This window comes from Kitasatospora sp. NPDC024654 (assembly GCF_055559155.1).
Genome location: NZ_JBVHLF010000007.1, coordinates 67,876 through 91,577, shown reverse-complemented (window position 1 = coordinate 91,577; position 23,702 = coordinate 67,876). Strand labels below are relative to the sequence as shown.

Annotated in this window: 25 protein-coding genes and 2 tRNA genes; 22 read left to right on the top strand and 5 right to left on the bottom strand. The window is 71.6% G+C overall.

Going from position 1 to position 23,702, the window contains the following annotated elements:
- The first annotated feature begins 23 nt into the window (after window positions 1–23).
- Both ACZ38L_RS06590 and ACZ38L_RS06585 read left to right on the top strand, forming a co-directional pair.
- On the top strand, window positions 24–839 hold the full coding sequence (locus tag ACZ38L_RS06590) for an aminotransferase class IV (RefSeq protein WP_465689854.1): 816 nt from the start codon (window positions 24–26) through the stop codon (window positions 837–839).
- Between the two features lie 56 nt (window positions 840–895).
- Entirely contained in the window at window positions 896–1,735 is an 840-nt protein-coding gene (locus tag ACZ38L_RS06585) for a GNAT family N-acetyltransferase (RefSeq protein ID WP_465689852.1), read from the top strand.
- A 12-nt stretch (window positions 1,736–1,747) separates the two neighbouring features.
- Here ACZ38L_RS06585 and ACZ38L_RS06580 read toward each other — a convergent pair whose 3' ends face one another.
- A complete protein-coding gene (locus ACZ38L_RS06580) occupies window positions 1,748–2,239 on the bottom strand; it encodes a DsbA family protein (protein ID WP_465689850.1) in 492 nt (163 codons plus the stop codon).
- A gap of 92 nt (window positions 2,240–2,331) precedes the next feature.
- Here ACZ38L_RS06580 and ACZ38L_RS06575 point away from each other — a divergent pair, with 92 nt between their 5' ends.
- Window positions 2,332–2,781 (top strand): hypothetical protein, encoded by a 450-nt coding sequence (locus ACZ38L_RS06575; protein ID WP_465689848.1) that lies wholly within the window; start codon window positions 2,332–2,334, stop codon window positions 2,779–2,781.
- A gap of 25 nt (window positions 2,782–2,806) precedes the next feature.
- On the opposite strand, the gene ACZ38L_RS06570 is transcribed toward ACZ38L_RS06575, so the two are convergent.
- The gene (locus ACZ38L_RS06570; RefSeq protein ID WP_465689846.1) at window positions 2,807–3,391 is read right to left on the bottom strand and encodes a CGNR zinc finger domain-containing protein; all 585 of its coding nucleotides are present in this window, start codon (window positions 3,389–3,391) and stop codon (window positions 2,807–2,809) included.
- A gap of 301 nt (window positions 3,392–3,692) precedes the next feature.
- Complete coding sequence (locus ACZ38L_RS06565; RefSeq protein WP_030056266.1) at window positions 3,693–4,106, bottom strand: SsgA family sporulation/cell division regulator; 414 nt, start codon at window positions 4,104–4,106, stop codon at window positions 3,693–3,695.
- A 321-nt stretch (window positions 4,107–4,427) separates the two neighbouring features.
- Here ACZ38L_RS06565 and ACZ38L_RS06560 point away from each other — a divergent pair.
- Window positions 4,428–4,499: transfer RNA gene (locus ACZ38L_RS06560), tRNA-Val, on the top strand.
- Window positions 4,500–4,698: 199 nt separating this feature from the next.
- Window positions 4,699–4,770 (top strand) — tRNA-Val (locus tag ACZ38L_RS06555).
- A gap of 76 nt (window positions 4,771–4,846) precedes the next feature.
- Here the strand turns inward: ACZ38L_RS06555 and ACZ38L_RS06550 are convergent.
- Window positions 4,847–5,620: an exonuclease domain-containing protein gene (locus ACZ38L_RS06550; protein ID WP_465689844.1), complete on the bottom strand. Its 774-nt coding sequence runs from the start codon at window positions 5,618–5,620 to the stop codon at window positions 4,847–4,849.
- A gap of 231 nt (window positions 5,621–5,851) precedes the next feature.
- Between ACZ38L_RS06550 and thrS the strand changes: the two genes are divergently transcribed.
- A complete protein-coding gene (gene thrS / locus ACZ38L_RS06545) occupies window positions 5,852–7,831 on the top strand; it encodes a threonine--tRNA ligase (RefSeq protein ID WP_465689842.1) in 1,980 nt (659 codons plus the stop codon).
- 86 nt (window positions 7,832–7,917) lie between these two features.
- Window positions 7,918–8,478, top strand: coding sequence for an HIT family protein (locus ACZ38L_RS06540; RefSeq protein WP_396562539.1), 561 nt, complete (start codon window positions 7,918–7,920; stop codon window positions 8,476–8,478).
- A 66-nt stretch (window positions 8,479–8,544) separates the two neighbouring features.
- On the opposite strand, the gene ACZ38L_RS06535 is transcribed toward ACZ38L_RS06540, so the two are convergent.
- Window positions 8,545–10,194 (bottom strand): hypothetical protein, encoded by a 1,650-nt coding sequence (locus tag ACZ38L_RS06535; RefSeq protein WP_465689839.1) that lies wholly within the window; start codon window positions 10,192–10,194, stop codon window positions 8,545–8,547.
- A 157-nt stretch (window positions 10,195–10,351) separates the two neighbouring features.
- Between ACZ38L_RS06535 and ACZ38L_RS06530 the strand changes: the two genes are divergently transcribed.
- From ACZ38L_RS06530 to ACZ38L_RS06460, 15 genes are all read left to right on the top strand, one after another.
- Complete coding sequence (locus ACZ38L_RS06530; RefSeq protein WP_465689837.1) at window positions 10,352–10,747, top strand: thiol-disulfide oxidoreductase DCC family protein; 396 nt, start codon at window positions 10,352–10,354, stop codon at window positions 10,745–10,747.
- 164 nt (window positions 10,748–10,911) lie between these two features.
- Window positions 10,912–11,559, top strand: coding sequence for a phosphatidylinositol phosphate synthase (gene pgsA, locus ACZ38L_RS06525; protein ID WP_465689835.1), 648 nt, complete (start codon window positions 10,912–10,914; stop codon window positions 11,557–11,559).
- 10 nt (window positions 11,560–11,569) lie between these two features.
- Window positions 11,570–12,511: a phosphatidylinositol mannoside acyltransferase gene (locus ACZ38L_RS06520; RefSeq protein ID WP_465689833.1), complete on the top strand. Its 942-nt coding sequence runs from the start codon at window positions 11,570–11,572 to the stop codon at window positions 12,509–12,511.
- Between the two features lie 19 nt (window positions 12,512–12,530).
- Window positions 12,531–13,700, top strand: a complete 1,170-nt coding sequence (locus ACZ38L_RS06515) for a glycosyltransferase family 4 protein (RefSeq protein ID WP_465689831.1) — start codon at window positions 12,531–12,533, stop codon at window positions 13,698–13,700.
- A 26-nt stretch (window positions 13,701–13,726) separates the two neighbouring features.
- A complete protein-coding gene (locus ACZ38L_RS06510; protein WP_465689829.1) occupies window positions 13,727–14,272 on the top strand; it encodes a LemA family protein in 546 nt (181 codons plus the stop codon).
- 127 nt (window positions 14,273–14,399) lie between these two features.
- Window positions 14,400–15,314, top strand: coding sequence for a pyridoxal 5'-phosphate synthase lyase subunit PdxS (gene pdxS / locus ACZ38L_RS06505; RefSeq protein WP_396565956.1), 915 nt, complete (start codon window positions 14,400–14,402; stop codon window positions 15,312–15,314).
- 120 nt (window positions 15,315–15,434) lie between these two features.
- Entirely contained in the window at window positions 15,435–16,046 is a 612-nt protein-coding gene (pdxT, locus tag ACZ38L_RS06500; protein WP_396565954.1) for a pyridoxal 5'-phosphate synthase glutaminase subunit PdxT, read from the top strand.
- A 78-nt stretch (window positions 16,047–16,124) separates the two neighbouring features.
- Window positions 16,125–16,889 carry a YebC/PmpR family DNA-binding transcriptional regulator gene (locus ACZ38L_RS06495; RefSeq protein WP_465689826.1) on the top strand — a complete coding sequence of 255 codons (765 nt, stop codon included), beginning with the start codon at window positions 16,125–16,127 and terminating at the stop codon, window positions 16,887–16,889.
- A gap of 129 nt (window positions 16,890–17,018) precedes the next feature.
- On the top strand, window positions 17,019–17,564 hold the full coding sequence (gene ruvC / locus ACZ38L_RS06490) for a crossover junction endodeoxyribonuclease RuvC (protein ID WP_465690007.1): 546 nt from the start codon (window positions 17,019–17,021) through the stop codon (window positions 17,562–17,564).
- Window positions 17,561–18,175, top strand: a complete 615-nt coding sequence (gene ruvA, locus ACZ38L_RS06485; protein WP_465689824.1) for a Holliday junction branch migration protein RuvA — start codon at window positions 17,561–17,563, stop codon at window positions 18,173–18,175. The genes ruvC and ruvA overlap by 4 nt, the downstream gene beginning before the upstream one ends.
- Before the next feature lie 57 nt (window positions 18,176–18,232).
- A complete protein-coding gene (ruvB, locus tag ACZ38L_RS06480; RefSeq protein WP_465689822.1) occupies window positions 18,233–19,336 on the top strand; it encodes a Holliday junction branch migration DNA helicase RuvB in 1,104 nt (367 codons plus the stop codon).
- Between the two features lie 160 nt (window positions 19,337–19,496).
- Window positions 19,497–19,883: a preprotein translocase subunit YajC gene (gene yajC / locus ACZ38L_RS06475; protein ID WP_465689819.1), complete on the top strand. Its 387-nt coding sequence runs from the start codon at window positions 19,497–19,499 to the stop codon at window positions 19,881–19,883.
- 156 nt (window positions 19,884–20,039) lie between these two features.
- The gene (secD, locus tag ACZ38L_RS06470) at window positions 20,040–21,869 is read left to right on the top strand and encodes a protein translocase subunit SecD (protein WP_465689818.1); all 1,830 of its coding nucleotides are present in this window, start codon (window positions 20,040–20,042) and stop codon (window positions 21,867–21,869) included.
- Window positions 21,870–21,873: 4 nt separating this feature from the next.
- Window positions 21,874–22,998, top strand: coding sequence for a protein translocase subunit SecF (secF, locus tag ACZ38L_RS06465; protein ID WP_465689817.1), 1,125 nt, complete (start codon window positions 21,874–21,876; stop codon window positions 22,996–22,998).
- Between the two features lie 16 nt (window positions 22,999–23,014).
- Entirely contained in the window at window positions 23,015–23,566 is a 552-nt protein-coding gene (locus ACZ38L_RS06460; RefSeq protein WP_465689815.1) for an adenine phosphoribosyltransferase, read from the top strand.
- Window positions 23,567–23,702 lie beyond the last annotated feature (136 nt).

Here is a 23,702-nt window from a genome sequence, read left to right as displayed (position 1 = left end):
CCCATCCTCCGAGGAGCAGCCACATGATCTGGCTCAACGGATCCCTGGTCGAGGAGCCCGCCGCGTCGGTCTCCGTGCTCGACCACGGACTCACCGTCGGCGACGGCGTCTTCGAGACCGTCAAGGCCGTGGACGGGCGTCCCTTCGCACTCACCCGCCACCTGGCCCGGCTGAGCCGCTCGGCGGCCGGACTCGGCCTTCCCGCCCCCGACCACGACCAGGTCAGGGCCGGCTGCGCCGCCGTGCTGGCCGCCAACCCGATGCCGTTCGGCCGGCTGCGGATCACCTACACCGGCGGCCTCTCCCCGCTCGGCTCCGACCGCGGCGAGGCCCCGCCCACCCTGGTCGTCGCGCTCGGCCGGACCACCCGCCGTCCCGACACCACCGCCATCGCCACCGCCCACTGGACCCGCAACGAGCACAGCGCGGTGGCCGGCCTGAAGACCACCTCCTACGCCGAGAACGTGGTCGCGCTGGCCCACGCCCAGCGGCAGGGCGCCTCCGAGACCGTGCTCGCCAACACCGCGGGCCGGCTCTGCGAGGGCACCGGTTCCAACGTCTTCGTGGTCCTCGGCGGCCGGCTGACCACCCCGCCGCTCGCCACCGGTTGCCTGGCCGGCATCACCCGCGAGCTGGTCGCCGAGTGGTGCGGGGCCGAGGAGGTCGACCTGCCGTACGAGGTGCTGCGCGAGGCCGACGAGGTGTTCCTGACCTCCAGCCTGCGCGACGTCCAGGCGGTCTCCCGGATCGACGACCGCGAGCTGCCCGCTCCCGGACCGGTCACCGCCAAGGCGATGGCCGTCTTCGCCGCCCGCGCCGCCGACGACCTGGATCCCTGAGGCCCCGCCCGCCGAACAGCGCGCGTGCCCGCCGCCAGAACGGGAAGAGCACAGCCATGACCACCACGCTGCGCCCCGCCGGTCCGGAACAGCCCCTGCCGAACGGCGGGCGCAGCCGGCTGTGGCAGGTCTGCGCCAACGGCCGCCCGGTCGGCACCGTGCGCACCAGCGCCGACCCGGTCGGCCACGGCTTCAGCGGGCGGATCGAGGAACTGGAGATCGCCGACGGTCGCCGCCGCGGCCGCGGCACGGTCGCCGTGCTGGCCGCCGAGGAGCTGCTGCGCGGCTGGGGCTGCCACCGCGCGGAGGTGGCCGTGCCGGTCGAGGCCCCGGCGGCGCTCGCCCTGACCCGGGTGCTCGGCTACGCCGAGACCAACCGCAAGCTCCGCAAGGAGCTGGGCCAACCGCCCGCCCCGGCCCCCGGCCTGACGCTCCGTCCGATCGGTCCGGTGGAGTTCCCGGACTGGCTGGCCGAAGCCAAGGCGGAGTACCGGGCCCAGCTGGTCCGCTCCGGCCTCACTCCTCGGCAGGCGCATGACAAGTGCGAGGCCGACCACACCCACCTGCTCACCGAGGGAGCCGCCACTCCCGGCGTCCTGTTGCGCCAACTCCTCAACGGCGGCACCCCGGTGGGCAGCATCTGGGTCGCCCTGCGCGACTCGGTGCTGCCCGGCGGGCGACCGCTCGCCTGGGTCATGACGGTCCAGGTTGCCGCCGCCCACCGCGGCCTGGGCCACGGCCGCGAGCTGATGCTCGCGGCGGAACGCGCCTGCCTCGACGCCGGGGTCCGCGATCTCGGCCTCAACGTCTACTCGGACAACCGCATCGCGAGCGCCCTCTACGAGTCCCTGGGCTACCGGGTGACCAGCCGGGTGCTGGCCAAGCCGCTGCTCTAGGACTCCAGCGACTCAGGACTCCAGCAGCGCGGCGATCCGCTCGCGCAGCCCGTCCTGGTTCTTGCTGCCGTCCAGCAGCTTCCCGCCCACCAGATAGGTCGGCGTGCCCGTGATCCCGATCGCCTTGCCCTCGGCCTGGTCGGCGTCCACCGCCAGGGTGTGCCGGCCGTCGATCAGCGCCAGCTCCAGCTCGTCGGCGTCCAGCCCGAGCTCGGCCGCCACCTCGAGCAGCAGCTCCTGCCCTCGCCGGTCCAGCTCGTCCACCCGGGCCAGCACCGCCTCGACGAACGCCCAGCCCTGCCCCTGGGCGAAGGCCTCCTCGGCCGCCTCGGCGGCGGCGTACGCGTGCTTGTGCTTCTCCAGCGGGAAGTGCCGGAAGGCGATCGTCAGCGCCTCGCCGAAGCGTTCACGCAGGGCTCGGACGTCATCGAGCGCGGTGCGGCAGTCCGGGCACTGGAGTTCGCACCAGAACTCCACGGTGGGCAGAGGGGAACCATCGGTCATGCCCACAGTGTTCCACTACGAGGGATGATGGACGGACCAGGACCGGGAGGCGTCATGAGCAGTGGCACACGCACCGAACGGCGGGCACGGCCATGCTGACCGCCGGAGTCTGTTTCGCGCTGACGGTCGTCGGTCTGGTGATCGCCGGACTGCACGGACTGCGCCGGCGTTGGCGGACGGCCACCCGCTGGGCGGCCGTGGCGCTGCTCCCGGCCGGTGTCTACCTGACCGGGCTGGTCCCGGTCGCCCGCTCGATCGGCCACACGGTGGCCGACTGGGCCGCCAGACTGGTCTTCGACCCCCGCGTCTTCGTGGGCATCGGCCTGCTCGCGCTCGCCGTCCTGCTCCTGCTGGCCACCCGGGTCGGCGGCGGGCGCAAGGAGGTCGCGGAGTCCGGGTCCCCGAGGTCGGCCACGGCCCGCCCGGCCGCCAAGCAACTGGGAACCCCGGCCACGCCCGCCAAGCCCACCAAGGGCAAGTCCGACGACGGCCTGGGTGACTTCTCGGACATCGAGGAGATCCTCCGCAAGCGCGGCATCTGAGCACCCGGCCCGGACGGCCCCCGGGTCAGCCCGCCACCGGAGCCGGCTCGGCCTCGTCGGCCACCGCGCGCTGACGGGCCCGGTAGGCGGCCACGTGCATCCGGTTCCCGCAGGTCCGGCTGTCGCAGTAGCGCCGCGAGCGGTTGCGCGAGAGATCCACGAAGACCCGCGCGCAGTCCGGTGCCTCGCAGCGGCGCAGCCGCTCGCGTTCGCCGGCCATCAGGATCAGGCCCAGCGCCATGCCCAGCTCGGCCGCCAGGTGGTCGGCCAGCGCGGCGTGCGGGGCGAAGTAGTGCATGTGCCAGCCGTGGCCGTCGTGGTCGGTCAGCCGCGGCGTCGCGTTCACCGCGGCGACCAGCCGGTTCACCAGCTCCGCGGCCTCCCCGGTGGAGGGGGCGGTGAAGATCGCCCGCAGCTGTCCGCGCAGCTCGTGCACGGCGGCCAGGTCGGCGACGCTCACCGCGTCCACCTCGCTGATGTCCCGCCGGGCCACGAACGAGGCCAGCGCCGGCACGTCGGCCAGCTGCTCGTGGCCGCCGGCCTCGGGCGAGGTGTTGAGAAGTTCGACCAGGATGCCCAGGGCGCACTCGGTGTCATGGGTGATCAGCACGTGGGAACTCCTCGCGTGCGCCGGGGGCGGTGGCCCGCCCGGCTCGGTCGTCACTGCCGCACTCTACCGGCCGGCTCCCCGAGAAGGCCGAAGGCGCCCGGCAGCACGGAGGCCCGTCCGCCGGTGGCGGGCTGGGCCGGCGTGGCACCGGGCGCCTGAGGGGCCGGCGTTCCCGCTCGAACGCCGGCGTCCGGACGGCCCCGAGACCGCGAGACACGCGGCAGAGCCTGTGGCCGTGCCCCCGAGTAGGACAGCCACCAGAACGAATCCACAACACCACCGGGGGAGTGCCCCCGGCGCTTCAGCTCTCGGCAAGGATGTGCGACAGCTCCCGGTCCAGGTCGAAGTGACGGTGTTCGGTGCCGGGGGGCACGGCGGCGTCGGTCCGCTTGAGGAACGACTCAAGCGCCCGGGCCGGGGCCTCCAGCAGGGCTTCTCCTTCCGGAGAGCTCAGCGCGATGCAGACGACTCCCTGGCCGTGGCTGCGTGACGGCCACACCCGGACGTCGCCCGTCCCGGTAGGTCGGTGCAGCCCCTCCGCGAGGAGGTCGCGGGCGAACACCCACTCCACGGTCTCGTCCGCACCGGTGTGGAACGTGGCGTGCACGGCATAGGGGTCGGCAGTGTCGTAGCGCAGGCCCGCGGGGACGGGCAGTGACGACTCGCTGGACACGATGAGGCGCAGGTGCAGCTCGCAGCTGACCGTGGTGTTCATAAGCGCCAGGGCCTTTCGCTCAGTGTGCGCTCGGGGAATCGCACGTCGGCGAACGGACCATCCCACCCCTGGCGGCGATGTAAACCCCTCTGTCCCGATTCGGGGCCGTGCGGTAACCCTTCCGGCGCATTGCGCAAAGCGCCGGAAGGGTTCCGGAACCGGATATCCGGGCTCCGGGAGAGAGAGTGGCACCTTGGGCCACTAGATGGTGACTGACGGTGACGAATGGCGGCTGCCGGGCTGGTCGGGGTGGTGTTGGGGGGCCTGGCCGGGGGTGGTGCGGAGCACCCCCTCCGATGCGGTAATGTTTTCCCTGCGCCCGGGCGATTAGCTCAGCGGGAGAGCACTTCGTTCACACCGAAGGGGTCACTGGTTCGATCCCAGTATCGCCCACCGGATTGCGCAGTAAGGCGAAGGACCCTGGTCAATTATTGACCGGGGTCCTTCGCCTTTTTGCGTTCTTGGTGCGGAAGGGAACTGATGATGCGTCACCTGGCCTTTCGCCGACGGCTCCTGGCGGGGCGTCGGGGGGCCGCCGGCCAACGACGTTGCGGAGCACCCCCGGGAGAGTGCTATTGTTTTCTCGTTGCCCGGGCGATTAGCTCAGCGGGAGAGCACTTCGTTCACACCGAAGGGGTCACTGGTTCGATCCCAGTATCGCCCACCGGACAACAGCAGGGCCCTCGCTGGATGACCAGCGAGGGCCCTGCTGCGTTGCCGGCCCGGGGTCCGGCGCCGGGTCAGGCCGCCGCCTCGCAGTGGTGCTCCGCGGTGAGCGGGCGGCCGCAGCCGCAGCGCAGCGGGCGCAGCGGCCAGGACCGGTCCACCCGCTCCGGGGTGCCCGCGCGCTCGAACCACTCCTGCAGCCCGCGGGCCTGCGCCGCGTGCCAGCCGGTCTGCCGGTGGTGCAACTCGGCGGGGGAGAGGCCGCCCAGCGTGGCGTGGTACCTGGCGCCGAGCGCTCGGACCAGGTCGAGCGCGGCGGTGGCGTCGGCCGCGGCGTCGTGCGCGCCCCGCAACAGCACTCCGTAGTGGGCGCAGAGGTCGGTCAGGGTGCGGCGACCCTTGCGGTAGCGGTCGGCGTACTTGTCCAGCACCCGCGGGTCGACCACCAGCAGCTCGGCGCCCTCCAGCAGGTCGGCCAGCGAGCGCTGCCGGTGCCGGCGCAGCTCGCGGTCGAGCAGGGTCAGGTCGTACGGCGCGTTCATCACCACCAGCGGGACGCCGGACCGGGCCTGCTCGGCCAGCGCGCGGGCGATCTCGCCGAGCACGACGTACGGCGGGCGGCCGTGCGCGCGGACGTGCTCGTCGGTGATCCCGTGCACCGCGCGGGCGCCCTCGGGGATCGCCACCCCGGGATCGGCCAGCCAGGTCCGTCGCTCGGCGGTCGCACCCGGCGCGGGCTGCACGACCAGGGCGGCGGAGACCACCCGGTCCGTCTCCACGTCCACGCCGGTGGTCTCGGTGTCGAAGGAGGCGAGTGGGCCCTCGTACCAGTAGCGGTGCTGCACCATGACCACCCCTCAGGTTCCCCCGGCCCCGCCTGGTGCACCGCCGAGGACTGACGGTGCACCGGCTCGTGGTGCCGTTCCGAGCAGGTGATACCCCGGGGGCGTACCGGTTCAATCCCGGCAGGCCGGGCGGCCCGCCCGTATATGGGTGCGCGGTCGCCCCGGTGGGCTCGGTACCATCGGGAGCGCAGCACGAGCTGCGCCTATGCAGATCCACCACGTCAGGAGAGACCGGTGACGGACGTCCGGGTAATCATCAACCGCGAACCCGATCGGGAAGAGCGCGTGGTGACCACGGGCACTACCGCCGCCGAGCTGTTCGCCGACGACCGCGCGGTCATCGCGGCGCGGGTCGCGGGTGCCCTGAAGGACCTCGCCTACCAGCTGCGGGACGGCGACGAGGTCGAGCCGGTGGAGATCAGCAGCCCGGACGGGCTGAACATCCTGCGGCACTCCACCGCGCACGTGATGGCGCAGGCCGTGCAGGAGGTCTTCCCCGAGGCCAAGCTGGGCATCGGCCCGCCGATCAAGGACGGCTTCTACTACGACTTCGACGTCGAGAAGCCCTTCCACCCCGACGACCTGAAGGTCATCGAGAAGAAGATGCAGGAGATCATCAAGCGCGGGCAGAAGTTCTCCCGCCGGGTGGTCACCGACGAGGCCGCCCGCGAGGAGCTGGCCGCCGAGCCGTACAAGCTGGAGCTGATCGGGCTCAAGGGCTCGGCCGCGACCGCCGGCGAGGGCGCGGACGTCGAGGTGGGCGGCGGCGAGCTGACCATCTACGACAACCTCGACCCGAAGACCGGCGAGCTGTGCTGGGGCGACCTCTGCCGAGGCCCGCACCTGCCGAGCACCCGGCACATCCCGGCGTTCAAGATCATGCGCTCGGCCGCCGCGTACTGGCGGGGGAGCGAGAAGAACCCGCAGCTCCAGCGCCTCTACGGCACCGCCTGGCCGACCAAGGACGAGCTGAAGGCCCACCTGGACTTCCTGGCCGAGGCCGCCAAGCGCGACCACCGCAAGCTCGGCAGCGAGCTGGACCTCTTCTCCGTCCCGGAGGAGATCGGCTCCGGCCTGGCCGTCTTCCACCCCAAGGGCGGCATCATGCGCCGGGTGATGGAGGACTACTCGCGCAAGCGGCACGAGGAGTCGGGCTACGAGTTCGTCTACACCCCGCACGCCACCAAGGGCACCCTGTTCGAGCTCTCCGGTCACCTGGACTGGTACGCCGACGGCATGTACCCGCCCATGCAGCTCGACGGCGAGAACGACTACTACCTCAAGCCGATGAACTGCCCCATGCACAACCTGATCTACCGCTCGCGCGGTCGGTCGTACCGTGAACTCCCGCTCCGGCTCTTCGAGTTCGGCACGGTGTACCGGTACGAGAAGTCGGGTGTGGTGCACGGTCTGACCCGGGCCCGCGGCTTCACCCAGGACGACGCGCACATCTACTGCACCCGCGAGCAGATGGCCGACGAGCTGGACTCGCTGCTCACCTTCGTGCTGGACCTGCTGCGCGACTACGGGCTGAACGACTTCTACCTGGAGCTGTCCACCAAGGACCCGGAGAAGTTCATCGGCAGCGACGAGGACTGGGAGGAGGCCACCGAGACCCTGCGGGCGGCGGCCGAGAAGCAGAACCTCGAACTGGTGCTGGACCCGGCGGGCGCGGCCTTCTACGGGCCGAAGATCTCGGTGCAGGCCAAGGACGCCATCGGGCGCACCTGGCAGATGTCGACCATCCAGGTCGATTTCCAGCTGCCGCAGCGCTTCGAGCTGGAGTTCCAGGGCGCGGACGGCAACCGGCAGCGGCCGGTGATGATCCACCGCGCACTGTTCGGCTCGATCGAGCGGTTCTTCGCGGTACTGCTGGAGCACTACGCGGGCGCGATGCCGCCGTGGCTGGCCCCGGTGACCGTGGTCGGCATCCCGATCACCGACGAGCACGTGCCGTACCTGCAGGAGGTGGCGGCCGAGCTGAAGAAGCACGGGATCCGGGTCGAGGTGGACGCTTCGGACGATCGGATGCAGAAGAAGATCCGCAACGCCCAGAAGGCGAAGATTCCGTTCATGCTGATCGCCGGCAACGACGATGTCGAGGCGGGTGCGGTGAGCTTCCGCTACCGCAACGGCGAGCAGAAGAACGGCGTGGCCATCGCGGACGCCGTGGCCGAGATCGTGGACGCGGTGGAGCGCCGGATCCAGGTGTGATCCCCACCGGGGTGGGGGGGGGGGGGGGGGGGGGGGGGCACCCCCCCCCCCCCCCCACCCCGGTCTGGCACCAGCGTCGGCCGAATATGCTGATCGGCATGACGAGTGAGCCGGAACTGCAGCAGGGCGTGGGGGAGCCGGACGGCTTCCGGCGCCTGTGGACGCCCCATCGGATGGCCTACATCCAGGGCGAGAACAAGCCGACCGGGCCCGCCCCCGACGACGGCTGCCCGTTCTGCTCGATCCCGTCGCTGAGCGACGAGGACGGGCTGGTCGTCACGCGCGGCGAGCACGTCTTCGCGGTGCTCAACCTCTACCCGTACAACGGCGGCCACCTGATGGTCGTCCCGTACCGGCACGTCGCGGACTACACCGAGCTGACCGACCAGGAGACGGTGGAGCTGGCGGCGCTCACCAAGCAGGCGATGACCGCGCTGCGCACCGCCTCCGGCGCGCACGGCTTCAACATCGGGATGAACCAGGGCGGCGCGGCCGGCGCCGGGATCGCCGCACACCTGCACCAGCACGTGGTGCCGCGCTGGGGCGGGGACACCAACTTCATGCCGGTGGTGGGTCACACCAAGGTGCTGCCGCAGCTGCTGGCGGACACCCGCAAGATGCTCGCGGACGCCTGGCCGCAGGCCTGAGCAGCCCGGAAACCGGCCCCTCCCGCCAGGCGCGGTCCCCGGGGCCGGTTCGACGGTGGCAGCCGGTCAGCCGGCGTCGTAGACGTCCGCGCGGAACGGCCGGACACCCTGCAACTCCGACTTGAGGATCAGCCCGCGGTTGGCGAACCTGTCGGTGTTGACGTCGTGGTCGGCCAGGAACTCGACGGTGGCGGCCAGCACGGCGCTGACCACCGGAGTGGCGATCCGGATCGAGTCGTCGGACATGAACCGGCTGCCCCAGGGCGCGGTGGCCCAGGAGCTGCGCAGGCCGAACGGCTCCGGCAGCTTCATCGTCCCGCCCAGCCAGTTGAGCAGCGTGGGCATCCGACGGAAGGGGGCGCGGACCGCCTGGCGGACCACCTCGTCGTTGTCGATCAGGGGGAGGGTGATCGTCTCCTCCTCCCAGAACTTGGCGGTCTTCGGCCGAGTCATCTCCTTGGGCTTCGGCTTGTCGTTGAAGAAGCCGGCCACCGGGCCGAGGGTGTGCCCGTTCACCGAGACCCGCAGGGTGTTGCTGAGCACCGTGACCGTGACCAACAGGCTGACGATCAGCCGGCCGCGGTTGAGGACGAACTGGGTGCCCAGGTAGTGCCGCGGCCCGTCGACGCCGAAGGCCTGCTTGTTGGCGACGTTGACCACGGCGTGGTCGCGCATCCGCGGGCCGTCCATGTCGGGGCCACCGGGCCGGCCGATCTCGTCGGCGCCGGCGCCGACCTCCGTGATCACCCACTGCTGGACCGAGGCGTTCGGCACGGCGCCGTTGCCCACGTCGCTGCGGCCCAGGCCGTTCAGCCGGTCGGTGATCTTCCGGACCAGGTCCCAGGTGTGGAAGGTGCGGAAGTCGTCGTGCCCCTCGGCCGGGCGGAGGTCCTCGACGAGTTCCCAGGAGCCCCAGCGCTTGCCGAGGCCGAGTATCCCGTTGACCCCGGCGTAGTGCAGCACGTTGGTGTCCTGCTCCAGCACCAGCTCGGTGAGCGCGACCTTGAGCCGGGCGGCCTTCTCGTCCCGCTCGTCGCGGGGGACGGCGGCTTCGACGATGGCCGCCTGCAGGTTGCCGTCCAGCAGGTCGGTCCAGCGGGCGCGCAGGTCCTTGATGCTGGCCAGGCAGATCCGCTTGGCCAGGTACCAGCCGACCACCGGGGCCAGCAGCACCACCCGGGCGTAGAGCGAGAGGAAGCCGCCGTAGGGGGGCCGCCAGGCCAGGAACACGGCCAGCGCGGCGATCAGGGCCAGCACGATGCCGCCGTAGAGGCCCTCGCGGTTCGGGTTGCGCTTCTTGAGCGAGGCGCGGAGCTGGAAGGCACCGACCCAGAGCAGCGCGCCGGGCAGGAAGAGCACGCCGGTCAGCAGCGTCACCAGGGTCAGCCGGCGGTCCCGGATGGTGCGCAACTCCTGGGCGGCCAGGCAGTGCTCGACCACCATCCGGGCGTCGGTGCCGAACGCCGGCACCATCGGTTTGCGGCCGGCGCCGAGCGTGCGGGTGATCACGGCCTGGCAGAACGCCTCGCCGAGGTTGGGGCGGAACAGGGCGAACCGGCCGGTCTTCCCCGTCACGCCGGGCTGGACGGCGTTGACGAAGGCGTCGATCTCGCCGTCCCGGTAGGCCATCGACGAGAGCGCTTGGGTGACCGCGCTCTGCGGCCCGGCGTCGGTACGGGGTACCTGTGCACCGGGGGTCATGTCGAGTTTGCTCACGGCGGCCGCCCCTCCTCCCCTGTCTGCGGCAGGTTACCGCGCCGCTGCCCGGTCGCGCCGATGATCGTCTGAAAGAGGGTCACCAGCTCGGACCGGCCCGTAGCCAGATAGTTCCCAGATGCTCGCGATTCGATCCCGATGGGGCAGGATCGGCGCCATGAGTGTTCCTGATCCTGTGCTGGTCTTCGACGGGGACTGTGCGTTCTGCAGCTCCTGCGTCCGCTGGGCCGAGAAGTACCTGCGGCAGACGCTGGCCTCCGGCGGGTGGACGGCGGAGCCGTTCCAGTTCGCGGACCTGGCGGCGCTGGGGGTGAGCGCCGAGCGGGCGGAGCACGAGGTGCTGTGGGTCACCCCGACCGGGGCGGTGTACGGCGGTGCGGACGCGGTGTCCCGGTTGCTGATGCGCACCGGTGGGGTCTTCGGCTGGCTGGGCGGGCTGCTGGCACTGGCACCGGTGCGACCGCTGGCCGCGGCGGGGTACCGGCTGGTGGCGCGCAACCGGCACCGGCTGCCGGGCGGGACGGCGGCCTGTGCGCTGCCCCGCCGCGGCTAGGACGTGCCGGGAGCCGCGCCGGACGGGTGTGCGGCGGCAGAAGCGGTCCGGCGTCCTGGATACCATGGGGACGCCGGATGGGCAGATCCGTTCGGCCGCCCGGCGCAGCTCTCCCAGGCCGCCGGTGAAACTTCCCCGGTGAGATCGGAGCGGTCCGGAAGGCCATGCTCAACAAATACGCGCGTGCCTTCTTCACACGTGTCCTGACGCCGTTCGCCGCTCTGCTGCTGCGCTGGGGGGTGAGCCCGGACGCGGTGACCCTGGTCGGTACGGCCGGCTCGGTGGCCGGCGCGCTGGTCTTCTTCCCCCGCGGCCAGTTCTTCTGGGGCACCATCACGATCACCCTCTTCATCTTCTCGGACCTGGTGGACGGCAACATGGCCCGGCAGGCCGGGACGTCCAACAAGTGGGGGGCGTTCCTGGACTCCACGCTGGACCGGGTCGCCGACGCGGCGATCTTCGGCGGGCTGGCGCTCTGGTACGCGGGCAAGGGCGACAACGACCTGCTCTGCGCGATCTCGGTGCTCTGCCTGGCGAGCGGCCAGGTGGTGTCGTACACCAAGGCACGGGCGGAGAGCCTGGGGCTGCCGTGCGACGTCTCCGGGCTGGTGGAGCGGGCCGAGCGGCTGGTGGTCAGCCTGGTCGCGGCCGGGGTCGCGGGGCTGCACCTGTTCGGGGTGCCGTACGTGGAGTGGCTGCTGCCGGTGGCGCTCTGGCTGGTCGCGGTGGGCAGTGTGATCACGGTGATGCAGCGGATGCTGACGGTGCGCCGGGAGGCGTTCGAGGCGGCGGCCGCCGCCCGGGAGAGCTGAGGGCGGACGGATGCGCGAGAAGCTGGTCGAGAGCGGGTACGCGGCGGGGTGGGCCACCCTCAAGCTGCTGCCGGAGCCGGTGGTGCGGGTGCTGGGCGACCAGCTCGCGGACGCCACCTGGCGCCGCCAGGGCAAGGGGGTGCGGCAGCTGGAGGCCAACCTGGCCCGGGTGCGCCCCGGCTCGTCGGCGGCCGAGCTGCGCGCGCTGTCACGCGCCGGGATGCGCTCCTACCTGCGGTACTGGATGGAGTCGTTCCGGCTGCCGGTCTGGAGCGATCGGAAGATCTCCGACCGGATCCAGGTGGGCGGCATCGAGTACCTGACCACGGCGCTGGCCGAGGGACGCGGCGCGGTGATAGCGCTGCCGCACATGGCCAACTGGGACCTGGCCGGTGCGTGGGTGGTGCGCCACCTGGGCATCAGCTTCACCACCGTCGCCGAGCGGCTGAAGCCCGAGTCGCTCTTCGACCGTTTCGTGGCCTACCGCGAGGGGCTGGGCATGGAGGTCCTGGCGCTGACCGGGAGCGGGGGCTCGGTGTTCGGGACGCTGGCCCGGCGGCTGCGCGAGGGCCGGATGGTCTGCCTGGTCGGCGACCGCGACCTGTCGGACGCCGGGCTGCCGGTGCGGTTCTTCGGGGAGACCACCAAGATGCCGGCCGGTCCGGCGGTGCTGGCCCAGCGCACCGGTGCCGCGCTGCTGCCGGTCACCCTCTGGTACGACGGTCCGGTGATGCGGGCGACCATCCACCCGCCGATCGAGTCGGGGGAGGGCGTGGACCGGGGCGCCGTCACCCGGGAGATGACGCAGCGGTTGGCGGACGTCTGGGCGGAGGGGATCGCCCGGCACCCGCAGGACTGGCACATGCTGCAGCGGTTCTGGCTGGCGGACCTGCCGGCCGCCCGATCGGCCTCGGCCTCGGCGGCGAACCCGCAGCCGAGCACGCGCGGCTAGCCGACGGAGGGGTTTCCACGTGAAGATCGGCATCGTCTGCCCGTACGACTGGGACGTGCCCGGCGGGGTGCAGTTCCACATCCGGGACCTGGCCGAGCACCTGATCGAGCTGGGGCACAAGGTCTCGGTGCTGGCGCCGGCCGACGACGACTCGGCGCTGCCGTCCTACGTGGTCTCGGCCGGGCGCGCGGTGGCCGTGCCGTACAACGGCTCGGTGGCGCGGCTCAGCTTCGGGATCATCTCGGCGGCCCGGGTGCGGCGCTGGCTGCACGACGGCGACTTCGACATCCTGCACGTGCACGAGCCGGCCTCGCCGAGCCTGTCGATGCTGGCCGCCTGGTCGGCGACCGGGCCGATGGTGGCCACGTTCCACACCTCGAACCCGCGCTCGCGGGCGATGATCGCGGCCTCGCCGATCCTGCAGCCGGCGCTGGAGAAGATCAGCGCGCGGATCGCGGTGAGCGAGTACGCCCGGCGCACCCTGGTGGAGCACCTGGGCGGGGACGCGGTGGTGATCCCGAACGGGGTGGACGTCTCGTTCTTCGCCGACGCGGAGGCCGAGCCGCGCTGGACCGGCGACACCATAGGGTTCATCGGCCGGATCAACGAACCGCGCAAGGGTCTGCCCACCCTGCTGGCCGCGCTGCCGGCGATCCTGGCGGCCCGTCCGGAGGTGCGGCTGCTGGTCGCGGGCAAGGGCGACGAGGAGGAGGCGGTGGCCGGGCTGGCGCCCGAGGTGCGCGCCCGGGTGGAGTTCCTCGGCATGGTGAGCGACCGGGACAAGGCCCGGCTGCTGCGCAGCGTCGACCTGTACGTGGCGCCGAACACCGGCGGGGAGAGCTTCGGGATCATCCTGGTCGAGGCGATGTCGGCGGCCGCGCCGGTGCTGGCCAGCGATCTGGACGCGTTCGCGCAGGTGCTGGACGGCGGGCAGGCGGGCGAGCTGTTCCCGGTGGAGGACGCGGACGCGCTGGCGGCGGCGGCGATCCGGCTGCTCGGCGATCCGCAGCGGCTGGCCGAGCTGCGGGTGGCGGCCGCCCGGCACGTGCGGCGGTTCGACTGGAAGACGGTGGGCGCGGACATCCTCGCGGTCTACGAGACGGTGACGGACGGCACGGGCGGGTCCGGTGGGGTCCGCGAGGACGAGCGGACCGGCTGGCGCGGCCGGTTGGGCCTGGCCCGCGACTAGCCGGGAGCCCGGTAGCGTAGCGCCCCGTGACTGACTGGATCTGGGCCGCCGTGGCCGTGGTGCTCTTCGCCGTCTACCTGAGCTGGACGGCGGGCCGGCTCGACCGGCTGCACGCGCGGATCGACACCGCGCGGGCCGCGCTGGACGCCCAACTGCTGCGCCGGGCCTCGGTCGCGCAGGAGCTGGCCACCTCCTCGGTGCTCGATCCGGCGACCTCGATCGTGTTGTACCAGGCCTCGCACGCGGCCCGGCAGGCGGACGAGGAGCACCGGGAGGTGGCCGAGAGCGAGTTGAGCCAGGCGCTGCGGGCGGTCTTCGCCGAGTCGGAGCTGGTGGCGGTGGTGCGGGCGGCGCCGGGCGGGGAGGAGGCGTTGCGCGATCTCACCTCGGCGGTGCGCCGGGTGCCGATGGCGCGGCGGTTCCACAACGACGCGGTGCGGGCGGCCCGCGCGGTGCGGATCCACCGGCTGGTGCGGTACTTCCGGCTGGCCGGTCGGGCACCGTTCCCGATGGCCTTCGAGATGGACGACGAGCCGCCGGCGGCCCTGGTGCCGCAGGGTTCGCCTGCGTAGTTCCGGTGGTTTCCGGCCTCTTTGTCGATTCCGGGCGGCCGGTCTGGACCGGGTGGCGCAACAATCGCCCAGATGTACGGCCTACGATAGGGCGATAGCACCGGTTCGTCTTCGAGTGAGGTCTTACGTGTCCACCACCACTCCCGCTTCCGCCGACCAGCCGCAGATCGGAACCGCCCGGGTCAAGCGCGGCATGGCCGAGCAGCTCAAGGGCGGTGTGATCATGGACGTGGTCAACGCCGAGCAGGCCAAGATCGCCGAGGATGCCGGTGCCGTCGCCGTCATGGCGCTCGAGCGCGTGCCGGCCGACATCCGCAAGGACGGCGGCGTGGCCCGGATGTCCGACCCGGACATGATCGACGGCATCATCAACGCGGTCTCCATCCCGGTGATGGCGAAGTCCCGGATCGGCCACTTCGTCGAGGCCCAGGTCCTGCAGGCGCTCGGCGTCGACTACATCGACGAGTCCGAGGTGCTGACCCCGGCCGACGAGGTCAACCACTCCGACAAGTGGGCGTTCACCACCCCCTTCGTCTGCGGCGCCACCAACCTGGGCGAGGCCCTGCGCCGGATCGCCGAGGGCGCGGCCATGATCCGCTCCAAGGGCGAGGCCGGCACCGGCAACGTGGTCGAGGCGGTCCGCCACATGCGCCAGATCAACGCCGACATCCGCCGCCTGACCACGCTCGACGAGAACGAGCTGTACGTCGCGGCCAAGAACCTGCAGGCCCCGTACGAGCTGGTCAAGGAGGTCGCGCAGCTGGGCAAGCTCCCGGTCGTGCTGTTCTCCGCCGGTGGCGTGGCCACCCCGGCCGACGCGGCCCTGATGATGCAGCTCGGCGCCGAGGGCGTCTTCGTCGGCTCCGGCATCTTCAAGTCCGGTGACCCGGCCAAGCGCGCCGCCGCCGTGGTGAAGGCCACCACCTTCTTCGACGACCCGAAGGTGATCGCGGACGTCTCCCGCGGTCTGGGTGAGGCCATGGTCGGCATCAACTGCGACACCCTGCCCGAGACCGAGCGCTACGCCAACCGCGGCTGGTAGTTCGCGCCCTCCGGTCCGCCGCGCGTGCGTCTGCGCGGCGGACCGTCGTGCGTGTTCCCGCGCGGGTGTCCCCGCGACGCTCCTCCGAAGATCCGAAGAAGCCGTAAGAAGGTAGTCACCGTGTCCACTCCAGTCATCGGCGTTCTGGCCCTGCAGGGCGATGTCCGCGAGCACCTGATCGCGCTCGCCGAGGCGGACGCCCTGGCCCGCCCGGTCCGCCGCCCCGAGGAGCTGGCCGAGGTCGACGCCGTGGTGATCCCCGGTGGCGAGTCCACCACCATGTCCAACCTGGCGCTGGCCTTCGGCCTGATGGAGCCGCTGCGCGAGCGGGTGGCCGCCGGGATGCCGGTCTACGGCTCCTGCGCGGGCATGATCATGCTGGCCGACAAGATCCTGGACGGCCGGGAGGACCAGCAGACCGTCGGCGGCATCGACATGACGGTGCGCCGCAACGCCTTCGGGCGGCAGAACGAGTCCTTCGAGTCCGAGATCGCCTTCAAGGGGTTCGAGGGCGCGCCGGTGCACGGTGTCTTCATCCGCGCGCCCTGGGTCGAGTCGGTCGGCGCGGGCGTCGAGGTGCTGGCCGAGCTGCCGGCCGCGGACGGTGCGGAAAGCCGGATCGTGGCGGTTCGCCAGGGCAACCTGCTGGCGACCTCGTTCCACCCGGAGCTGACCGGTGACCACCGGGTGCACGAGTTCTTCGTGCGTCTCGTGGAGAGCGCCGCGCTCTGACCGATGCCGGGTGTCCTGCCCGACACCGGTAAGATCTCCGTTGTTTCATTTCCCTTTGGCGACGTAAAGGAGCTGGTGATGTCCGGCCACTCTAAGTGGGCTACCACCAAGCACAAGAAGGCCGTGATCGACGCCAAGCGCGGCAAGCTCTTCGCCAAGATGATCAAGAACATCGAGGTGGCGGCGCGGACCGGTGGCGGCGACCCGGCCGGCAACCCGACGCTCTACGACGCCATCCAGAAGGCCAAGAAGAGCTCGGTCCCGATCGACAACATCAACCGGGCCGTCAAGCGCGGCTCGGGCGCCGAGGCCGGCGGGGCCGACTACTCGACGATCATGTACGAGGGCTACGGCCCGAACGGTGTCGCGGTGCTGATCGAGTGCCTCACCGACAACCGCAACCGCGCCGCCTCCGACGTGCGCGTCGCGATGACCCGCAACGGTGGCTCGATGGCCGACCCGGGCTCGGTGTCGTACATGTTCTCCCGCAAGGGCGTCGTGATCGTCCCGAAGAGCGACGGCGTGGACGAGGACAAGGTCCTCGAGGTCGTCCTGGAGGCCGGCGCCGACGTCGAGGAGGTCAACGACCTGGGCGACTCGCTGGAGGTGATCTCCGAGGCCGCCAACATGGTCGCGGTGCGCACCGCGCTGGTCGACGCCGGGCTCGACTACGACTCGGCGGACGCCAACTTCGTGCCCAGCGTGCAGGTCGAGCTGGACGTGGACGGTGCGCGCAAGATCCTCAAGCTGATCGACGCGCTGGAGGACAGCGACGACGTGCAGAACGTCTTCGCCAACTTCGACATCTCCGACGAGGTCGGCGCGCAGCTTGACGCCGAGTGACACAGGCGCCGAACCGGCCCGGTGGTCCCGTGGGACCACCGGGCCGGTGTCGTTGGTGCCGCTGTCGGACCCGACCGCTAGCCTCGGGACCGGCGGAATCCGCCTGAGGGCGCGATGAAGGGTGGGAGTGTGCGGGTACTGGGCGTGGACCCGGGGCTGACCAGGTGCGGCGTCGGCGTGGTCGACGGCGCGCCGGGCCGTCCGCTGCGGATGGCCGGGGTCGGCGTGGTGCGCACCCCCGCCGAGGAGGAGATCCCGCGCCGGCTGCTGGCGATCGAGGCCGGGCTGGAGCAGTGGATCGACACCCACCGCCCGGACGTGGTCGCCATCGAGCGGGTCTTCGCCCAGCACAACATGCGGACCGTGATGGGCACCGCGCAGGCCAGCGCGGTCGCCATGCTCTGCGCCACCCGGCGCGGGATACCGGTGGCGCTGCACACTCCCAGCGAGGTCAAGGCCGCCGTCACCGGCTCCGGCCGCGCCGACAAGGCGCAGGTCACCGCCATGGTCACCCGGCTGCTGCGGTTGACCGAGGCGCCGAAGCCGGCGGACGCCGCCGACGCGCTGGCGCTGGCCATCTGTCACATCTGGCGCGGTACGGCGACGGAAAAGATCGCCGCCGCGCTGGCCCGTACCACCGCAAGCCCCGCCGCCCGCAAGGAGTACCGCCCGTGATCGCGTTCGTCCAGGGCCCGGTCGCCGCCCTCACCGCCGGCACCGCCGTCGTCGAGGTCGGCGGCGTCGGCCTCGCCGTGCAGTGCACCCCCACCACGCTGGCGGGGCTGCGGCTGGGTGAGCCGGCCCGGCTGGCCACCTCGATGGTGGTCCGCGAGGACTCGCTCACCCTCTACGGCTTCGCCGACGACGACGAGCGCGCCACCTTCGAGATCCTGCAGGCCGCGCCGGGGGTTGGTCCCCGGCTCGCACAGGCGATCCTCGGCGTGCACAGCCCCGACGCGCTGCGCCTGGCGGTGGCCGGTGGCGACGAGAAGGCGCTGATCGCGGTGCCCGGGATCGGCAAGGCCAAGGCGCAGAAGCTGCTGCTGGAGTACAAGGACAAGCTCGGCGCGCCGCTCGGCGCGGTGCCGGCCCAGAAGCCGCTGGCCGCCAGCGGTCCGGCGCCCTGGAGCGAGCAGCTGCACGCGGCGCTGGTCGGCCTCGGCTACGCTCCGCGCGAGGCGGACGACGCGGTCGCGGCGGTCACGCCGGAGGCCGAGGCGCAGTCGAGCACCGACGTCGGTGCGCTGCTGCGGCTGGCGCTGCGCGGCCTCAACCGCACCCGGTAGCCACCCCACCCCGTCACTCTGACGCTTCATCACTTTGTCGATTTGGAGCCCGCCCTGATGACCCCGTACGACTCCGACCCCGCCGAGCGGCTGGTCGCTTCCGCCGCCGACGGTGAGGACCAGGCGGTCGAGGCGGCGCTGCGCCCCCGGCAGCTCGACGAGTTCATCGGCCAGGAGCGGGTCCGCGAGCAGCTCTCGCTGGTGCTGCAGGCCGCCCGACAGCGTGGTTCGTCCCCGGACCACGTCCTGCTCAGCGGCCCACCCGGGCTCGGCAAGACCACGCTCTCGATGATCATCGCGGCCGAGCTGAACGCACCGATCCGGATCACCTCCGGCCCGGCCATCCAGCACGCCGGCGACCTGGCGGCGATCCTCTCCTCGCTCAGCGAGGGGGAGGTGCTCTTCCTCGACGAGATCCACCGGATGTCCCGGCCGGCCGAGGAGATGCTCTACATGGCGATGGAGGACTTCCGGGTCGACGTGATCGTCGGCAAGGGTCCGGGGGCCACCGCGATCCCGCTGGACCTGCCGCGGTTCACCCTGGTCGGTGCCACCACCCGGGCCGGGCTGCTGCCGCCGCCGCTGCGCGACCGGTTCGGCTTCACCGGGCACATGGAGTTCTACGCCGCCGCCGAGCTGCAGCGGGTGGTGCACCGCTCGGCCGCGCTGCTGGACGTCGAGATCGACCCGGCCGGCGCCGTGGAGATCGCCGGGCGCTCGCGCGGCACGCCGCGGATCGCCAACCGGCTGCTGCGCCGGGTCCGGGACTACGCCCAGGTCCGACACGACGGCCAGGTCACCCGGGAGATCGCCGCGCAGGCGCTCGAGGTCTACGAGGTGGACGAGCGCGGTCTGGACCGGCTGGACCGGGCGGTGCTGGGCGCGCTGCTGCGACTGTTCGGCGGCGGCCCGGTGGGGCTGTCCACCCTGGCGGTCGCGGTGGGGGAGGAGGCCGAGACGGTCGAGGAGGTCGCCGAGCCGTTCCTGGTCCGGGAGGGTCTGCTGGCCCGTACTCCGCGCGGGCGAATCGCCACCGCCGCGGCCTGGCAGCACCTCGGGCTGACCCCGCCGACGCAGCAGCCGGCCGGCCGGACCGCGCTGCCCGCGCAGCCGGAGTTGTTCACTCCGGCCGCGGTGCCGGAACGACCCGCCGCAGAGTGAGCATGCCAAGGACTCGCCACCTTCGGCGGCAGGATGCGATGCTTGGCGTTGTCCGATCAGAGCAGGTCTCCTAGACTTCGCCGGACCGTCCCGTATCACCCGGCGGGTCGACCATCTCCGCTAGCCGCTCCCCGGTGGCTTGTAAAGGACGCAGTCAGCTGTGAATTTCATCATTCTTCTCCTCCCCATCGCCGCGATTTTCCTGATGTTCCGGTCGCAGAAGAAGCGGCAGCAACAGCAGCAGTCGATGCAGTCGGCCATGGAACCGGGTTCGGCGGTGCGCACCATCGGGGGCATGTACGCGCTGGTCAAGTCCGTCAATGACGCCACCGTGGAGCTGGAGATCGCGCCGGGCGTGGTGACCCACTTCACCAAGAGCGCGATCGCCGCGGTGATCGACCCGCAGGAGTACGACGAGATCATCAACGGCCGCCCCGAGGAGGGTGAGCCGGAGCTCGCCGACGCCGAGCTCGGTGAGGACGAGGAGCCGACCGACGAGCCGGTCAGCTTCGAAAAGGGCGAGAGCGACGAGCCCGCCGACAAGTAATCACGGATCGGAACACCATCCGCCCCGCGTGAGCGGGGTCATCCGTAGTACGGACGGTCTGCAGCACCTCACGGTTGTCCGCGGTTTACACTGCCGCTTGCCCCACCGGGTAGGCGGCAGTCGGCCGACGGCATGGGACAGGGAGAAACGAGCAAGGTGGCAACACCCAAGTCGCGTCCGCGCGACGGTTACCCCGGACGGGCACTGGCCCTCATCCTGGTGGTCACCGTCGGCCTGGTCGCCCTCATGTTCGGGACGGGCCACACCACGCCTCGCCTCGGGATCGACCTCGCGGGCGGTACCAGCATCACGCTGACCGCCAAGTCGAAGGACAAGGCCGCGATCAACCAGTCCAACATGGACATCGCGGTCGGGATCATCCAGAAGCGCGTCAACGGTATGGGCGTCTCCGAGGCGGAGGTCCAGACCCAGGGCAGCGACAACATCATCGTCAACATCCCCAAGGGCGGGGACCAGCAGTCGGCGGCCAACCAGGTCGGTACGACTGCCCAGCTGTACTTCCGCCCGGTGTTGGCGACGGCTCCCACGGGCGTGACCGCTCCTCCCGCCTCCAGCAGCCCGAGCCCCTCCGGCAAGCCGTCCGGTTCCGCCTCGCCCAGTGGCTCGGCGTCCCCCTCGGCCTCCGCGAGCGGCAGCCCCAGCGCGAGCGCCAGTGCCTCCGCCAGTGCCTCGAAGGCCGGGCGGGCCGTCTCGCAGGGCCTGCTGGCCGCTGACGCGAGCAGCCCGTCGGCCGCCGCGAGCATCCCGCCGTCGGCCTCGGCCTCCCCCAGCGGGAGCGCCGCGCCGAGCCCGTCCGCCAGCGCCTCCGCCCCGAGCGCCGCGGACCTCTCCAACGCGATGACCCAGGGCACCCCGCCGCCGGACGTCGCGGCCAAGTTCGCCGCGCTGGACTGCTCGAACGCGGCGCAGCGGATCGACTACCAGACGGCCCCCAACCAGGACGCCGTGGCCTGCAGCTACGACAAGGAGCAGGGCACCTGGTACAAGTTCGCGCTCGGCCCGGTCGCGATCAACGGCTCGGACGTCAACAAGGCCACCGCCGGCTTCGACACCCAGAACGCCTCCGGCTGGGAGGTCCAGCTGGGCTTCAACGACGCGGGTTCCAAGGCCTTCGCCGCCACCACCGGCCAGCTGGCCACCCAGCAGTCCCCGGCCAACCAGTTCGCCATCGTGCTGGACGGCCAGGTCGTCTCGCACCCGTACGTGTCGAGCGCGATCGCCGGCGGCAACGCGGTGATCTCCGGCAGCTTCAGCCAGGAGCAGGCCACCAGCCTGGCCAACGTGCTCAGCTACGGCGCCCTGCCGCTCAGCTTCGACAAGAGCGACCAGACCACGGTCTCCCCGCAGCTCGGTGGTGACCAGCTGCACGCCGGTCTGCTCGCCGGTGCGATCGGCCTGCTGCTGGTGGTCCTCTACTCGCTGATCTACTACCGCGGCCTCGGCCTGGTCAGCATCGCCGGCCTGGTGGTCTCGGCGATCCTCACCTACACGATCATGTGCCTGCTGGGCGCGGGGATCGGCTTCGCGCTGAACCTCCCGGCGGTCTGCGGTGCGATCGTGGCGATCGGTATCACAGCGGACTCGTTCATCGTGTACTTCGAACGCATCCGCGACGAGGTCCGCGACGGTGCCCAGCTGCGTCCGGCCGTGCAGCGCGCTTGGCCGCGCGCCCGCCGCACCATCCTGGTCTCCGACTTCGTGTCGTTCCTCTGTGCCACCGTGCTGTACGTGGTCTCGGTCGGCAAGGTGCAGGGCTTCGCCTTCACCCTCGGCCTGACCACCGTGCTCGACATCGTGGTGATCTTCCTCTTCACCAAGCCGCTGATCACCCTGCTGGCCCGGCGGAAGTTCTTCGCCAGCGGTCACCCGTGGTCCGGCCTGGACCCGAAGCGCCTGGGCGCCCGCCCGCCGGTGCGCGGCCGTCGCCGCACCGCCGCCACCACCGCCGCCGTGAAGGAGGCCTGACGCCATGTCACGCTTCGGCAACCTCGGCCACCGTCTCTACCAGGGCGAGGTCAGCTTCGACTTCGTCAACCGGCGCAAGCTCTGGTACAGCATCTCCGCGGTCATCGCGGCAGCCGCCATCTTCGGGCTCAGCGTGATCGGGCTGCACCTGAGCATCGACTTCAAGGGCGGCTCGGTCTACACCGTGCAGAAGTCCGGGCTGACCGTCGCCCAGGCGCAGGACGAGGCCAACAAGATCACCGGTGACTCGACCGCGGTCGTGCAGTCCACCGCTGACGGCCAGATCCGGATCCAGGTCAGCTCGACGGAGAAGGTCAGCACCGACTCCTTCGTCAACCAGCTCGCCGCTGACCTGAAGATCCCGAGCAACGACGTCAACGCCCAGGTGGTCGGCCCGAGCTGGGGCCAGCAGATCTCCCAGAAGGCGCTGCTCGGTCTGATCATCTTCATGGTGCTGGTGACCGCCTACCTGGCGATCGCCTTCGAGTGGCGGATGGCACTGGCCGCGCTGGTCGCGCTGATCCACGACCTGGTGATCACCATCGGCGTCTACGCCCTGGTCGGGTTCCAGGTCTCGCCCGGTACGGTGATCGGCTTCCTGACCATCCTCGGGTACTCGCTCTACGACACGGTCGTCGTCTTCGACACCGTGAAGGAGAACACCAAGAACCTGGAGAAGCAGAACAAGCTGACCTACAGCGAGGCGGCCAACCACGGCCTGAACCAGACCCTGGTGCGGTCCATCAACACCACCGTGGTCGCCCTGCTGCCGGTCACCGCGCTGCTCTTCATCGGTGGCGGCATCCTCGGTGCCGGCGACCTGAACGACATCTCGCTGGCGCTCTTCGTCGGCCTCGCCGCCGGTGCCTACTCCTCGATCTGCGTCGCCACCCCGCTGCTCGCGCAGCTCAAGGAGCAGTCGCCGGAGATGCGGGCGCTGGCCAAGCGGGTCGCCCAGCGGCGGGCCGCGGAGGCCAAGGCGGCGGCCGCCGCTCCGCAGCGTGACGAGTCGGCCGAGGACGAGGCCGGCGACGTGATCGAGGACAGTGTCGCGGCCGGCGTGGTCGGCCAGCGCAACCAGCCGGTCGGACGGGCCCGCGGCAAGGGCCGCCCGTCCGGCAAGCGCTGAGAACCGAAGGAAACCCGTGAACACCACTGACACCGCCCTCGCCGAGCTGCTGAACAGCCGGATCCGGGACGTCCCGGACTACCCGAAACCGGGCGTGCTGTTCAAGGACATCGCTCCGCTGCTCGCCGACCCCGAGGCCTTCTCGGCGCTCACCCGGGCGCTGGCGGACCGGGCGAAGGAGCTGGGGGCGACCAAGGTGGTCGGCCTGGAGGCGCGCGGCTTCGTGCTGGCCGCCCCGGCCGCCTTCGCGGCGGGCCTCGGCTTCGTGCCGATCCGCAAGAAGGGCAAGCTGCCCGGCGAGGTCTTCGCCCGGACGTACGACCTGGAGTACGGCACCGCCACCCTGGAGGTGCAGTGCGACGCCTTCGAGCCGGGCGAGCGCGTCCTGGTGGTCGACGACGTGCTGGCCACCGGCGGCACCATCGCCGCCTCGCTGGACCTGGTCCAGCGCGCCGGTGCCCAGCTGGTCGGCGTGGTCGTGCTGATGGAGCTGGGCTTCCTGGACGGCCGGGAGCGGCTCGTCCCGCACCTGGCCGGGGCGCCGCTGGAGACCCTGGTGACGGTCTGAACCGGTTCTGAACCACCCGAGGGCGGGGGGGGGGAGGGGGGAAAAGGACTCGGGGGGTTTTGGCGGGCGGGGGGGCGGAAAACAGGAGGGCACGGCCGGGGGCAAGGAGGGTGACCCGGAGTGTAGCCAAGGGGCG

Excerpts from the sequence above, each read along its gene's own strand:
- ACZ38L_RS06550 (WP_465689844.1), bottom strand. The coding sequence starts at position 5,620 with ATGGTGCAGCACCGCTACTGGTACGAGGGCCCACTCGCCTCCTTCGAC.
- ACZ38L_RS06530 (WP_465689837.1), top strand. The coding sequence starts at position 10,352 with ATGAGTGTTCCTGATCCTGTGCTGGTCTTCGACGGGGACTGTGCGTTC.
- ACZ38L_RS06540 (WP_396562539.1), top strand. The coding sequence starts at position 7,918 with ATGCTGATCGGCATGACGAGTGAGCCGGAACTGCAGCAGGGCGTGGGG.
- secF (WP_465689817.1), top strand. The coding sequence starts at position 21,874 with ATGTCACGCTTCGGCAACCTCGGCCACCGTCTCTACCAGGGCGAGGTC.
- pgsA (WP_465689835.1), top strand. The coding sequence starts at position 10,912 with ATGCTCAACAAATACGCGCGTGCCTTCTTCACACGTGTCCTGACGCCG.
- ACZ38L_RS06590 (WP_465689854.1), top strand. The coding sequence starts at position 24 with ATGATCTGGCTCAACGGATCCCTGGTCGAGGAGCCCGCCGCGTCGGTC.
- ACZ38L_RS06585 (WP_465689852.1), top strand. The coding sequence starts at position 896 with ATGACCACCACGCTGCGCCCCGCCGGTCCGGAACAGCCCCTGCCGAAC.
- ACZ38L_RS06520 (WP_465689833.1), top strand. The coding sequence starts at position 11,570 with ATGCGCGAGAAGCTGGTCGAGAGCGGGTACGCGGCGGGGTGGGCCACC.
- ACZ38L_RS06580 (WP_465689850.1), bottom strand. The coding sequence starts at position 2,239 with ATGACCGATGGTTCCCCTCTGCCCACCGTGGAGTTCTGGTGCGAACTC.
- ACZ38L_RS06495 (WP_465689826.1), top strand. The coding sequence starts at position 16,125 with ATGTCCGGCCACTCTAAGTGGGCTACCACCAAGCACAAGAAGGCCGTG.
- ACZ38L_RS06575 (WP_465689848.1), top strand. The coding sequence starts at position 2,332 with ATGCTGACCGCCGGAGTCTGTTTCGCGCTGACGGTCGTCGGTCTGGTG.
- ruvB (WP_465689822.1), top strand. The coding sequence starts at position 18,233 with ATGACCCCGTACGACTCCGACCCCGCCGAGCGGCTGGTCGCTTCCGCC.
- ACZ38L_RS06565 (WP_030056266.1), bottom strand. The coding sequence starts at position 4,106 with ATGAACACCACGGTCAGCTGCGAGCTGCACCTGCGCCTCATCGTGTCC.